This window comes from Halobacillus hunanensis, from assembly GCF_900166655.1.
GTDB lineage: Bacteria > Bacillota > Bacilli > Bacillales > Halobacillaceae > Halobacillus_A > Halobacillus_A hunanensis.
The window spans coordinates 1,237,632-1,251,660 of record NZ_FVZB01000007.1; the positions used below are offsets into that span (position 1 = coordinate 1,237,632).

The following is a 14,029-nucleotide window of genomic DNA, read 5'->3' on the forward strand; positions in this document are numbered from 1 at the left end:
TCGCACTTCATAGTATTTAACCCCATTATATACCTATTTATAAGAATGTAAAAACTAGTTGTTGTTGCTTGCGTATTCTTTGGCATATTGCAAGGCTTCAGGTATCTTAGCAGCATGCTTTCCACCGGCTTGCGCCATGTCAGGACGGCCGCCTCCTCCGCCACCGCAAATGGTGGCAGCTTGTTTAATTAGATGACCTGCATGATATCCTTTTTCGACTAAATCCTTGGAAACTCCTGCAATTAGCTGAACTTTTTCTCCATTAGGTGTTGCCAGCAGAATTATACCTGAACCAATGTTTTGTTTTAAATCATCGACCATCGCACGGAGAGCATTCATATCCTTAACGTCTACTTGTTTAGCCAAAACATTCACACCTTGCACTTCTTCGACCTCATCAAGAATAGAAGTAGCTTCTATATTAGAAATCTTAGTAGATAGTGATTCATTTTCTCGTTGAAGCTGCTTAATTTCCTGGTGTAAATTCTGAATGCGATCAGGAACCGTCTCTACCTTCGTCTTCAGTAGAGAACCTGCCTCTTTGAGAAGGGATTCTTTGCTATTCATATATTGATAGGCCCCTTTAGCTGTTACGGCCTCCATTCTTCTCGTTCCTGCACCAATACCTGATTCACTAACAATTTTAAATAATCCGATCTCAGCTGTGTTATTAACATGACAGCCGCCGCAAAGTTCAAGGCTGTATTCGCCGATCTCAACCACCCGAACTTCTGAGCCGTATTTTTCCCCAAATAAAGCCATTGCTCCTTTTTCCTTCGCTTCTTGTAAAGAAGTATAAGCAACAGAGACAGGAATTGATTGCCATATTCTTTCGTTAACAATGGCTTCAATTTGCTCTATCTCTTCATTCGTTACAGACCCAAAATGGGAGAAATCAAAACGAAGGCGATCTGTTGCAACAAGGGACCCTGCCTGGTTGACGTGCTCGCCTAATACATCTTTAAGTGCCTGATGAAGAAGGTGTGTAGCCGTATGATTCTTCACGATAAAGGTTCTTTGTTCTTGATCCACCTCTGCTGCAACGAGCTCCCCCTTGGTGAGCGTTCCGTGTTTAACAATAGCCTCATGCATATTTTGTCCGTTTGGAGCTTTTTGAACAGACGTTACTTCGAGCACGGCTTCGTCTGTTTTTATCGTGCCTGCATCCGCAATTTGACCGCCGCTCTCAGCGTAAAAAGGTGTCTTCTCAAGGAAGAAATAGACTCTGTCACCCTCACTTGCTTCTGAAGCAAAGTCTTCTTCTTTAATTAGCTCAACCACCTTTGTTTCAGCCGAAAGCCGGTCGTAGCCTATAAATTCACTCGCCACATGAACATCTCCAAGTACACCTGCCTGAACTTGCATACTATCAGACTTCTGACGTGCATTACGAGCCCGTTCTCTCTGCTTTGCCATTTCCGTTTGGTACCCTTCTTCGTCTATCGTGAAACCAGCTTCGGCAATGTATTCCTCGGTAAGCTCCTTCGGAAATCCATATGTGTCATAAAGACGAAAAACTTCTGAACCAGGGAATATGTTACTTCCTTTCTCTGTTTCCTGTTTCATAATTGTAGAAAGAATGGCCAGGCCATCGTTCAATGTTTCATGGAACCGTTCCTCTTCCGTACGAATAACATTCTGGATAAATTCTTGTTTTTGTTGCACTTCTGGATAAAAGTCATGCATGATGTTTGCTACTTCAGGAACAAGTCTGTACATGAATGGGTGATCAATTCCAATCTGTTTTGCAAATCGTACGGCTCTCCGTAATAGACGGCGTAGTACATATCCTCGTCCTTCGTTTGAAGGCAAGGCTCCATCGCTAACAGCAAATGTAACCGTACGCATATGATCCGCAATGACTTTAAAAGCCGAATCCAGGGCTATATCTTTTCCATATTTATATCCTGATATCTCTTCAGTCGCTTCTATGATCGGCATGAACAAATCGGTTTCGAAGTTTGTTGGCGTGTCCTGAATAACACTAACCATCCGCTCTAGCCCCATTCCTGTATCAATATTCTTTTTCGGAAGCGGTGTGTACGTATCATCAGGATTGTGATTGAATTGAGAAAAAACAAGGTTCCATATTTCCAAATAGCGTTCGTTCTCTCCGCCCGGATACAATTCAGGGTCTTCTGGATCTTGACCGTATGCTTCACCACGGTCATAGAAGACTTCTGTGTTGGGACCGCTTGGACCTTCACCAATATCCCAGAAGTTCTCTTCTAATCGGATAATCCGTTCCTCATTTACCCCAATCTTATCTTTCCATAATGAGTAGGCCTCATCATCTTCCGGGTGAACCGTGACCGATAGTTTTTCAGCATCAAATCCAATCCAATCCGGACTTGTAAGAAACTCCCATCCCCAGGCCATAGCTTCTTCTTTAAAATAATCTCCAATTGAGAAGTTACCGAGCATTTCAAAAAACGTATGATGGCGGGCTGTGAAACCTACATTTTCAATGTCATTTGTGCGGATCGATTTCTGCGCATTTACAATTCGCGGGTTCTCCGGAATCACGCGGCCATCAAAGTATTTCTTCAAGGTAGCTACACCACTATTAATCCATAATAGAGATGGATCTTCATGTGGAACAAGTGATGCACTCGGTTCGACACTGTGGCCTTTTTCTTTAAAAAAGTCTAAAAACATCTGTCGTACTTCAGCCGAAGTCAATGATTTCATTTTTCATCCTCCAATATTAATATCTCCATACAAACGAAAAACTCCCGTTCCTGCACTATGGCAGGGACGGGAGCTTATTCCGCGGTACCACCCTGATTATAGACACTGGTATTCTGTCTATCACCTCAACACGCACATAACGGGGCGCTTGCCGGCGGGTATTAGCCGCACTCAGGAATAGCGTTCAACAGAGCTTCTTTTATACTTCTTTCAGCCTATGGAAGTATCTCTCTTCTAAAGGGGCTGCTGCCTACTGATTTCCTTCAATGTGTTCATCGTTCGTATAGTATTGATATGCGCTATTATAGATAACATCTGACTATCTGTCAACGCGCAGACGTGAATGGCCAATTTCCTCCACCACCACTTTTAAACAAGTAAGAACCGGGACAGCAGCGATCATGCCTGCCACACCAGCAAGCTCACCACCAGCCAGTAGTGCTAATATAATTAACAGTGGGTGAATGTGAATACTTCTCCCCATAATGTATGGAGATAACAAGTTCCCTTCCATAATCTGAATCACAAAAATAGCAATAAGTGCTATAATAAGCGTTTTTACTGAAATCGTAACTGCAACAATTAAAGCTGGAACTGCCCCAAGCAGTGGTCCAAAATAAGGGATAATATTAGTAATCCCCGCCACCACTCCTAACAAGAGTGGATAAGGTAGTCCGGCCAGCCAAAAACCTACCGTCGCAAAAAAGCCGACAAATAAACTGATCAATAATTGTCCTCTAATGTAGCCTCCTAGTGAATGACTAAGTTTGCCGCTGACATGTTTGGCTTCACCATGCCATTTTTCCGGAAGGAGGCGTAACAAAGAATGAAAAATTAGCGAATGGTCTTTTAAAAAGTAGAACGTCATAACTGGAATTACAGCCAGTAATACAATCACGTTAAATACACCACTTAATGCAGCTACTGCTGACATCAACCATTCGCTCAGCCACGCCTCAAAGTCAGAAAAACGCTCATCAAGCTGCTCATGAATTCCATCTGGAAAACGTTCTGTTTGGGCATAAAATTCGCTTGTCCAGTTTTGATAGGATTCCATTAGATGCGGAAGCTGCACACTCAATGCTTTCAACTGTTCTAATAGATGGGGATAACCACGATAAAGGGAAAATCCAGTAACTGAAAAAAAGACAGCAAAGATAAGCAAGATCGATAATCCTCTTGATAAGCCAAGCTCCTCCAAAAATTGAACAACAGGATGAAGTAATAGAGATAACACGATCGCGAGTATAAAGGGTAAAAGAATTCGCAGGATCATAAGCACTACATGGTCATAATAAGGATACAGCCAAGCTAAAATAAGCATAAAGAGTAACACTGTAAAGCATATGACACTGCGGCTGATCCATTTATTGGCTTTCTCCTTCATTTATGATCCCGACTGATAGAAAATGTCATTTAAGGAACTTAAACTTCCATCCTCTTCTATTTGGTTAATATTCACCTTTCCATCCTCAATTGACAATTCGATAAAACATGTCCAGCAATAATATTGGTCATTGCCTATACGTCCAAGGTTTCGTCCCTGGCAATTTGGACATTTCATAGAACATACTCCTTTTTTTACCAAGTAGTATGTCCCTAGTTATCTCTCTTCATACATGATAGAACGCTATCGATCCAGCTAATCGATTCATTTACAAACTGATCGGAAGGCCTGGAATGGGGGGTATGTTCGAATATGAAATATTTAGCCTGCCCATGGGCCAGATATTCAATGATCGGCTTAATGCTGAAATACTCTTGTGATTCCTCGTATGCAGGGTGTGGCGGCACCCAAATGTACTTTTTTCCATCTATTAAAATATTATGTAAGTGGACTACTCTAATAAACGGCTCCAACTTCTTGAGGTAAACGGGCCATTCATCCCCAACCGCCAGCAAATAGTCGCCTATATCAATACAAAGAGACAAGTTGTATGTTTCCCATAGATATTTAGGGAAATCATGGACAACTTTAATATTATGAGGAGACATAGAAGGGCCAAGTTTAGGCTCACAAACAATGGGGATATTGTAGCTTTCCTGTAATCTGTTAAGAAAACTCAATCCTTCCTCTACTTTCACATTTATGTCCTGAATGCTGCTTTCTTTTATGAATGGGAAATGAACGAGTACATAAGCAGCACCTAACATTGATAATGTTCGTACTTCATTTTCAAACTGCTGTCTTGCCTGTTCAGGTTCAAACGAAATAAAGTCGAGCAGGTCATATTTGCTCTCTCCGCGTATAAGCGGCGAATGAACCCCATAACGATATCCATTCTTTTTGGCCAGCTTAAGGAAGGATTCAAAATCTGAATAGCTCGGAAACTCCCCGATTTCTACATGCTTAAATCTTGAATTAAATAGTTGCTGAAATCGATTGGGATTAGACATAATGGTACTGCCTGAGAAACCTAATTCATGGACCATATGGCCACCCTGCCTTTACATAAAGTCATATGGGGAAAGTTCTTCTTCGTCCGTCTCCCCTTTATCCATCTCTCCGGCCGATTCCTGTTGTAGTTTATCCACTAAATGAGTATATCTTAAGTTTGTATCAGTCGTTTGTACGCCTTCTAGAAAGGCATTTGTATCTCCGCATATAATCAGTGAATGCTTCGATCTCGTGATGGCTGTGTACAGCAAATTTTTTCTTAGCATCCTGCGATAACTGCGGACAACAGGCAGGATCACAATCGAAAATTCGCTTCCCTGCGATTTGTGAATGGATGTGCAATAGGCATGCATAATGTTATTAAGATTTTTTTTAGGATAGACGACTTCCTTACCATCATAATCGACGACAACCTGTTCTACTTGATCCACATTTTCTTCGGCTCGAAAAATAGCCACTATTTCTCCGATATCACCATTATAAACACCATCTTCCGGCTGATTAACAAGCTGAATCACCTTGTCGCCTTTCCGGTAAATCACATCTTTAAACATCAGATCTCTTTTTTGCTTGCTTTTCGGATTCACGACTCGCTGAATCTCTTCATTCAATTTATGAATACCCACATCCGTTCGATACATCGGAGCGAGAACTTGCACTTCACGTGACTCTATTCCTTTATCTAACGCCTTTTTAACGATGTTCGTTACTAAATCTTTCAGCTGATGCTCCCGCGCATTGATAAAATTAAAATCATGCTCCTTCGTCAGTGACTGCCTGTTGCATTGATCATTTTTAATCTCGTGGGCCAGCTGAATAATTTTTGACCCTTCTTTTTGCCTGTACACCTCTGATAGTTGTACAGAAGGCAGCTGATTCGAAGCTAACATATCTGCTAGCACTTGACCTGGACCGACGGATGGTAATTGATCCTCATCCCCGACGATCAATACTTGCATATCAGAGGGAATCGCTCGAAACAATTGATTGGCAAGCCACATATCAACCATAGAGAATTCGTCAATAATTAATAGTTTGCCTTCAAGTTGGTTGTTTTGATTTTTGTCAAAACTGTCATGGCCATCCCAGACGAGCAAGCGATGAATCGTACTGGCTGGCAGGCCGGTTGACTCAGTCATACGCTTAGCGGCACGGCCAGTCGGGGCAGCAAGTATAAAAGGGAAAGGTTCACCTTGATCGTAATCTGTTTTATCAGTAGATAGGTCATAAAGCGTCGAATGCGCCTTAATAATGCCTTTAATCACAGTGGTTTTCCCTGTACCTGGACCTCCAGTCAGGATCATTACTTTCGATTGTAATGCCTTCTCGATCGCCGAAAACTGATCTTCACCATAACTAATAGACTCTTCTTCCTCCATATCTCCAACGATCTTCAACAGCTCCGCCTGTGTATGTTCCGTTTCGAGTTCTTGCTCCATGATTCTTTCCAGCTGGTGGCAGAATCCATTCTCTGCATGAAAGAGTGATGGTAAGTAAACACGATCCTCTTCGATAAAAACATAGCGGTCTTCAGCAAGGCGCATAACTTGTTCTGATAATTGCTCAAAGGTAATTGATTTCTCACCACTGCTGCTATTTAGGAGAGTTTCCACTTGCGATAAACAGGATGCAGTCGGTAGATAAACATGTCCAGCTGACAAGCTCTGCTGTAAGATATATAAACAGGCTGCTCGCAGTCTTGTAGGATGATCAAACGGCAGTTTTTGTACTTTTGCCATTTCATCTGCACGGTGGAAGCCAAAACCTTCTACTTTGAACACCAGTTGATAAGGATCCTCCTCTATAATCGCTAGAGTTTGATCTTTAAATGCTTCATAAATCTTCTGCGAAAGCTTGAGACCGAAACCGTATTGATTCAGGTGAATCATGACATGCTCAAATCCCTGATGTTCCTTTAACGTATTGTATAGCGTTTCACGTTTTTCTTTCGGAAGTTTCGGAACTTTTTTCAAAACGTCTGGATCTTCTAAAATAGCTGAAAGAGCCTGCTCACCTAGCTGCTCTACCACTCGTTCGGCCGTTTTCTTGCCAATCCCGTGAAATAGATCACTCGATAAATAGACAACTAACCCATCCTTAGTCTCAGGGAGTACCCGTTTATAAAATTCAACTTGATATTGGCGTCCGAACTTTTTATGCTCCTGAAAAACACCATGAAAAACATACGTCTCTCCGATTTCGAGTGGAGGAAAATGGCCTTTAATCACTACGCTTTTTTCATCGAAGTCTTCGTTCGTATCCGTCACTATGATAGAAGCTATGGAAAAATGCTCCGACTCCTTATGAAAAATCATCCGACCCAGTTCCCCTTTAATATAAGGGCGTTCTTCACTTGTCTCCGAAAATAGCGTTCGTTCAGCCATGTTGTTTCTCCTTTTACTTAATCTTCTTCCAGTGCTTGTTCAACTTGTGCCTTAGCATGTGAAGCCAGCGTGTGCTCCTTATTAATGTCGAGCGCTTTATTGAAGTAGTCAAGTGCTGTTTCAGCATCTTCCTTATGTAAGGCAGCGACTCCTAAATTATAGTACGCATCACTGTGTTGATGGTCTAATTGTAGCACACGATTCATCGTCTGTTCAGCGGACTCAATTTGTCCATTTTGGGCTAAACAGAGACCATATTGAAACTGAATATCTACATCCTCAGGATTCAACTCTGCCGCCCGCAATAAGTAGGGCAGTGCCAGTTTGACATACTCCTGATGAACGAACGTCATTCCCATCATAAAATGAACATCAGCTTCGTCTAAACCTTTTTCTATCGCCACTAAATATTGCTTCTGTGCTTTCGTATAGGATTCTTGTTCATAATACACATTCCCTAAACCATAATAGGCAGTACCTGCCTCGCTATCAAGCTCAATGGCTCGGTTAAAAAAGCGTTCCGCCCGTTTGAATTCATTCAAATGAACAAGCAAATTACCAAAATTAATATACCCGATCGGATCTTCCGGGTTTTCATCAATGGCTTCCGTAAATAATTTAGCCGCTTCTTCTAACTTATGATTCTGCATGAGTTCAATCGCTTTCGTCATTTTATCCATCGTGATTCCCCTTTTATAAAAAATAGCCATGTCCGTTTAACATTCGGACATGGCCGTATCATTAACCGACATAAGACAATGTTTTGTTCTCTTTCAAAATTTCATCAATCGTCGCCCCGCCGAGGCATACTTCACCCTCGTAAAAAACAACGGCCTGCCCCGGTGTGACTGCCCGCTCAGGGTCATGGAAATCAACCTTCCATTTTCCATCTCCAAGCGGAGTAACTGTCACTTTACTGTCGCCCTGTCTATAACGGAATTTAGCAGTACATTCAAATCCATCTGCTGGTGCTTCACCACTTGTCCAATTGGCATCGGTGGCAATCAGACCGTCTGAATATAATGCTTCATGGTGATAACCTTGCCCGACATATAAAACGTTATCTTTCACGTTTTTACCGACTACAAACCAAGGCTCTCCCGGCCCGCCGATTCCGAGTCCTTGTCTTTGACCTAACGTGTAATACATGAGCCCATCATGTTTACCTTTCACGTCACCTTCAAGTGTTTGCATAGTCCCTGGCTGGGCAGGTAAATATTCGCTTAGAAAGTCTTTAAAATTACGCTCCCCGATAAAACATATCCCTGTAGAATCTTTCTTCTTAGCAGTCGCCAGATCATTTTCTTCAGCGATTTGGCGCACTTGTTTTTTCTCCATATGACCAAGCGGGAACATGACTTTAGCGAGCACGTCCTGGGAGAGCTGATTCAGGAAGTACGTTTGATCTTTATTATCGTCTATGCCCCTCAGCATTTCGTAAGACCCATTAACTTCACGTACTTGAGCATAATGTCCTGTCGCTAAATAATCGGCCCCAAGCGCTAAGGCATGATCTAGAAATGCCTTGAATTTAATTTCTTTATTACACATCACATCAGGGTTAGGAGTTCGTCCTACTTTATATTCATCGAGAAAGTACGTGAACACTTTATCCCAATATTGTTTCTCAAAATTCACCGCATAATATGGGATATCTAATTGGTTACAAACTCGAATCACATCGTCATAGTCCTCTGTTGCTGTGCATACTCCGTTCTCATCAGTGTCATCCCAATTTTTCATAAATATACCAACCACATCATAACCTTGCTGCTTAAGCAGCAGGGCCGCTACAGAAGAATCGACTCCCCCACTCATCCCAACGACTACACGAGTATCTTTTGCTTCTTTCATCTTTATTCACCTTCCTATTTCAGCCTGTTAATAATTTGGCTGATCCGCTGCGCTGCTTCTTTGACATCTTCCCTATTATTAGCAATCCCAAAGCTAAACCGAACAGAGTTCACCGTTCTTGCATCACCATTACCGTACATCGCTGTTAAAACATGAGAAGGTTCAACTGACCCCGCTGTACAAGCACTTCCGCTCGAAGCTGCTATGCCTGATAAATCAAAATTGGTCAGCAATGCTTCAACATTCATGTTTGGAAAACTAATGTTAACGATCGTTTCAATGGTTTGACTTTCTATCCCATTTATTTGAAAGTCAACGGATTCCCTCGATAATTCCGCTAAAAATAGTTGCTTATAATGACCGTACCGTTCTTTTCTTTCGGTACGGTCTGTTTCAGTCAGTTCCATTGCTTTTTGAAAACCGACGATTCCTGGCACATTTTCTGTACCCGCCCGCCGTTTTCGCTCCTGTTCTCCGCCATGAGCAAGTGACTGCATAGGTGTTCCTTCTCGTATATAAAGAAATCCTACACCTTTTGGACCGTTAATTTTGTGACTGGAAACAGCTAATAAATCAATAGACAGCTCAGCCACATTGATGTCCATTAATCCATAAGCTTGTACGATATCGGAATGGCAATAAGCCTGGTGTGAAGCGAGCAATTCCGAAATTGCCTTCATCGGCTGCACTGCTCCAGTCTCGTTGTTTACCATCATGATCGAGACTAAGATCGTGTCTTCTCTTAGTGAAGCTTCCAGATCTTCTATACGAATACACCCATCTTCATATACAGGTAAATAAGTGATTTCAAAACCATTTTGTTCCAGATATTGTACAGCATGAAGGGCAGCATGATGTTCAACCTGTGTGGTTATCACATGCTTGCCTTTCCCTTGGTTAGCCAAGGCCGTTCCGATAATAGCTAAATTATCAGCCTCCGTCCCGCCACTCGTAAACACAATCTCTTTTTCTTTAGCACCTATGCTGCGAGCAGCCGTCCTTCGAGCTTGATCCAATACATTTCTGGCTTTACGGCCAAATTGATGCACACTTGATGGATTTCCATAAATCGTTTGGTACACAGGGACCATTGCCTTGATGACCTCGTCATGAACAGGGGTTGTGGCAGCATGATCTAAATAAATAGGCTTCAAAACTGAGCACCTCCCTATCTAAATGTAAAACATATAGGCATCTTGTGTTTGATCATCTACATGATCTTTAAGATCCTCTAATGTTGTTGTATCTAAAACGTCCTTCACCGCATCGCGAACTCTTTTCCATAGAGCCTGCTTCGCTGGCTCTTCGTCCTCAATCCCTTCAACGGGAGTGATTGGACCTTCCAGTATCCTGATGACATCCCCCGCTGTAATTTCGTGAGGAGACTTTGTTAACATATAACCGCCGTATGCACCTCTGACGCTCTTCACAAGCCCTGCGTTCCGAAGCGGCGCGATTAATTGTTCTAAATAATGTTCGGACAAATTATTATCCCTCGCTATTTGTTTTAAGGAGATCGGACCTTCACCAAACTTTCTGGCCAACTCAATCATAATCGTTAGTCCGTAACGTCCCTTCGTAGAGATCTTCATATTATTCACCCTTCTTCCTTCAATAAGCGAACCTCATCGCTTATTGCTCGCCAAACTTTATTATATAAACACATTTAGGTTTTAATAATATAGTATATTTTGTTGATCTTTAACCCTTGAAATTGATAAACTCTCGTCCTTAACGGCGAGATTGATTTACACCTCAGGCAGTCGCGTTCCTCGGCCCACAGTGAGCGTTCTTTACCGCGCAAGGAGCCTCAGCGCGAGCTAGCGGAAAGCGTAGTGTATTTCCGAAGCCGTATGTTAAGCCTCAGTTTATATCTCATGCCTCAAAAACAGCTCAACAGAAAGAGTAAACTCAGCCTTTTTAGAATTCCAAGCACGATGAAACAATTTTAGTAACACGATTGATACCAAACGCTATTATAGCATGAATAGCAAGTCTCTTGCATTTTGTTAAGATTAGTCCTACGCTAAAAATTATCAATATAATAGGAAAATGCAAGCAGTTGCAGCAACTCGTGAGCGAATGTCTGCTGCACCCTCCTTATCTCCTACCGTCAATCGTGGATACACGGAGGAATATAAAGAACGTTCATGATATAGCTGCTTGGACTATTCCGTTAAAGGAGCATAAACTTATGAGCACGAAACCATTAGCTTTTCGCATGCGCCCTTCTGACATTAACGAGATTATCGGCCAGAAACACTTAGTCGAAAAAGGTAAAACCATTCATCGCATGATTACAGCAAATCGCCTGGCATCTATGATTCTTTTTGGACCTCCCGGGACAGGAAAAACGTCCATGGCACAAGCACTGGCAAAAAGTTTACATCTGCCATATAAAACTCTTAATGCAGTCACAGATAAGAAAAAAGATATGGAAGTTGCCGTTGAAGAGGCCAAAATGCATGGACAAATGGTATTAATTCTTGATGAGGTCCATCGGTTAGATAAAGCTAAACAAGATTTCCTTCTCCCTCACCTTGAAAGTAATATCCTGACAATGATTGGCTGCACAACGAGCAACCCTTATCATTCTATTAACCCCGCAATTCGAAGCCGATGTCATTTATTTGAATTATATCGGTTGGAACAAGAGGATATTATAGAGGCGATCCACCGAGCCCTTGAAGATGATGAAAACGGACTTGGAGACATGCATATTGAACTGACAGACGAAGCTCTTACCCATTTTGCCTCTGCCGCTAACGGTGATTTACGTGCGGCTCTTAATGGATTAGAGCTTGCGGCCTTCTCAACTCCCGAAGATAAATCCGGGGTAGTTTACATTGATTTATCAACAGCTGAAGAGTGTATGCAAAAGAAAAGCTTTTCCCACGATAAAGACGGAGATGCACATTATGACGTTCTTTCAGCATTTCAAAAGTCTATTCGCGGCAGCGATGTCAATGCCTCTCTCCATTATTTAGCCCGCTTGATTGAAGCGGGTGATTTAGACAGTATTAGCAGAAGGTTGGTGGTTATAGCTTATGAGGACATAGGCCTTGCCAGTCCTCAGGCTGGACCACGCACCTTATCTGCCGTAGAAGCCGCTGAGCGGATAGGCTTCCCAGAAGCCCGAATACCACTTGCAGCCGCGGTGACCGAACTTGCCCTTTCGCCTAAGTCGAATAGTTCTTACCTGGCATTGGATGCTGCCCTGGCAGATATCCGCAAAGGAAAAAGCGGTGATGTTCCTATTCATCTGAAAGATTCTCATTATAAAGGTGCTGCCCATTTAGGACGAGGGGTGGAATATCAATATCCGCACAGCTTTGATCATGCCTGGGTTGACCAGCAGTATCTCCCGGACGCCATTAAGGAACGTACTTATTATGAACCGAAGGCTACCGGGAAGTTCGAGCAGGCACTGAAACAAGTTTACGATAAAATAAATAAACAAAAATCATAGAGAAGTATAATTCTTCCTCCTGTTGGAAACACTACAAATAAATCTGAGAAACTACTTTTCTAATAGAAAAACAGGAGTGATGAATATGCCTAAGGTTAGACAAGATGCCTGGTCTCATGAAGATGATCTATTATTAGCTGAAACCGTACTAAGACACATACGTGAAGGCAGTACCCAATTAAGAGCTTTCGATGAAGTTGGAGATTTGCTTAATCGTACATCTGCCGCTTGTGGCTTTCGTTGGAATGCTGAAGTAAGGCAAAAATATGAACAAGCAGTAGAACTGGCTAAGAAACAACGTAAAGAGAAGAAACGCAGTGAAGCGAACATGCCAAACCCGATTGTAGTTAACACAATAGAAGAAGACGAGCATGAAGTGGATGAAGTAAGGCAGGAGGTTCCTGTGTTGACAGATAAAGAAATATCTCCTCAACCTGAAAAGACCTTATCATTATCTCAAATTATTAAGCAGTTAAAAGCCTATCAAAAAGAGTCTTCCAACCAGCAAAATTTAAGTCAGAAATATCAGACACTTGAAAGTGAGAATAAAAAACTTGCATCTATGAATCAACAATTAACCAATCAATTGAACTCCATGACGGAGGATTATCAAGCCTTGATTCAAATCATGGATCGTGCTAGAAAAATGGTCATGTTCGATGACCAGGACTATTCTCAAAAACCTCAATTCAGGATGGAGAAAAACGGAAATCTCGAACACGTTGTACGATGATCTAAACTTAAAGAGGTTGTGACAAAAGTATTTTTATCAATTGAAAAATCCGAACTAGTAGAAACTATGATCAGTGCATATAACCGCTCCGAAAATATACTTCGCTTTCCACGGGCGGCTGGTGAGCCTCCTTGTGCTGGCGCACAGCGGGGTCTCACCCGGGCCTTTCCTCCCACAGGGGTCTACGTATATTTTCTCCGCTAGAACTGCACATCATTCGTCTTCTTACTTAGGAAGTTTAATTATGTTCCAGCCTCTATATTGTAATAAAATAGAATAAAAAAAAGACCAATCCCAATTGTGCCGTTGTATCATGAGTTTTGAACCCGCTCCAGGCAGGTGGGTGCCCTGCTCCGCACTTCTTGCGTCCTCTCATTATAGTAATGAGGCTTGCATTCCATGCGGAAACTCCAGGCTCCCGTCTCAAAAATGTTCGGTCAAAACGTACATTCGAACAACGTACACATCAGGATTGGTTTCTTTAATTGTATTCAAATCAT

11 protein-coding genes, 1 other RNA gene and 1 other annotated feature are annotated in these 14,029 nt (G+C 42.1%); of the genes, 2 read left to right on the top strand and 10 right to left on the bottom strand.

All coding sequences use genetic code 11. The features are described from left to right. Positions 1-54: 54 nt before the first annotated feature. From alaS to cymR, 9 genes are all read right to left on the bottom strand, one after another. Positions 55-2,691: an alanine--tRNA ligase gene (gene alaS, locus B5354_RS19045; RefSeq protein ID WP_079530364.1), complete on the bottom strand. Its 2,637-nt coding sequence runs from the start codon at positions 2,689-2,691 to the stop codon at positions 55-57. Between the two features lie 59 nt (positions 2,692-2,750). Beyond that, positions 2,751-2,967, bottom strand: a binding site (T-box leader). Between the two features lie 43 nt (positions 2,968-3,010). Next, positions 3,011-4,078: an AI-2E family transporter gene (locus tag B5354_RS19050; protein ID WP_079530365.1), complete on the bottom strand. Its 1,068-nt coding sequence runs from the start codon at positions 4,076-4,078 to the stop codon at positions 3,011-3,013. Continuing rightward, positions 4,079-4,255: a hypothetical protein gene (locus B5354_RS20585; RefSeq protein WP_176142538.1), complete on the bottom strand. Its 177-nt coding sequence runs from the start codon at positions 4,253-4,255 to the stop codon at positions 4,079-4,081. Positions 4,256-4,290: 35 nt separating this feature from the next. Next, positions 4,291-5,124: a TIM barrel protein gene (locus B5354_RS19055; protein ID WP_079530366.1), complete on the bottom strand. Its 834-nt coding sequence runs from the start codon at positions 5,122-5,124 to the stop codon at positions 4,291-4,293. Between the two features lie 15 nt (positions 5,125-5,139). Further along, on the bottom strand, positions 5,140-7,473 hold the full coding sequence (gene recD2, locus B5354_RS19060; RefSeq protein WP_079530367.1) for an SF1B family DNA helicase RecD2: 2,334 nt from the start codon (positions 7,471-7,473) through the stop codon (positions 5,140-5,142). A 17-nt stretch (positions 7,474-7,490) separates the two neighbouring features. Next, the gene (locus B5354_RS19065) at positions 7,491-8,153 is read right to left on the bottom strand and encodes a tetratricopeptide repeat protein (RefSeq protein ID WP_079530368.1); all 663 of its coding nucleotides are present in this window, start codon (positions 8,151-8,153) and stop codon (positions 7,491-7,493) included. 61 nt (positions 8,154-8,214) lie between these two features. After that, on the bottom strand, positions 8,215-9,327 hold the full coding sequence (mnmA, locus tag B5354_RS19070; RefSeq protein ID WP_079530369.1) for a tRNA 2-thiouridine(34) synthase MnmA: 1,113 nt from the start codon (positions 9,325-9,327) through the stop codon (positions 8,215-8,217). 14 nt (positions 9,328-9,341) lie between these two features. Then, a complete protein-coding gene (locus tag B5354_RS19075) occupies positions 9,342-10,481 on the bottom strand; it encodes a cysteine desulfurase family protein (protein WP_079530370.1) in 1,140 nt (379 codons plus the stop codon). A gap of 18 nt (positions 10,482-10,499) precedes the next feature. Beyond that, positions 10,500-10,919 carry a cysteine metabolism transcriptional regulator CymR gene (gene cymR, locus B5354_RS19080; protein WP_079530371.1) on the bottom strand — a complete coding sequence of 140 codons (420 nt, stop codon included), beginning with the start codon at positions 10,917-10,919 and terminating at the stop codon, positions 10,500-10,502. A gap of 602 nt (positions 10,920-11,521) precedes the next feature. Here cymR and B5354_RS19085 point away from each other — a divergent pair. Further along, positions 11,522-12,796 carry a replication-associated recombination protein A gene (locus tag B5354_RS19085; protein ID WP_079530372.1) on the top strand — a complete coding sequence of 425 codons (1,275 nt, stop codon included), beginning with the start codon at positions 11,522-11,524 and terminating at the stop codon, positions 12,794-12,796. Positions 12,797-12,881: 85 nt separating this feature from the next. Continuing rightward, positions 12,882-13,529 carry an RsfA family transcriptional regulator gene (locus tag B5354_RS19090; RefSeq protein ID WP_079530373.1) on the top strand — a complete coding sequence of 216 codons (648 nt, stop codon included), beginning with the start codon at positions 12,882-12,884 and terminating at the stop codon, positions 13,527-13,529. Positions 13,530-13,816: 287 nt separating this feature from the next. Here B5354_RS19090 and ssrS read toward each other — a convergent pair. Beyond that, positions 13,817-14,005: non-coding RNA, 6S RNA (ssrS, locus tag B5354_RS19095), on the bottom strand. Positions 14,006-14,029 lie beyond the last annotated feature (24 nt).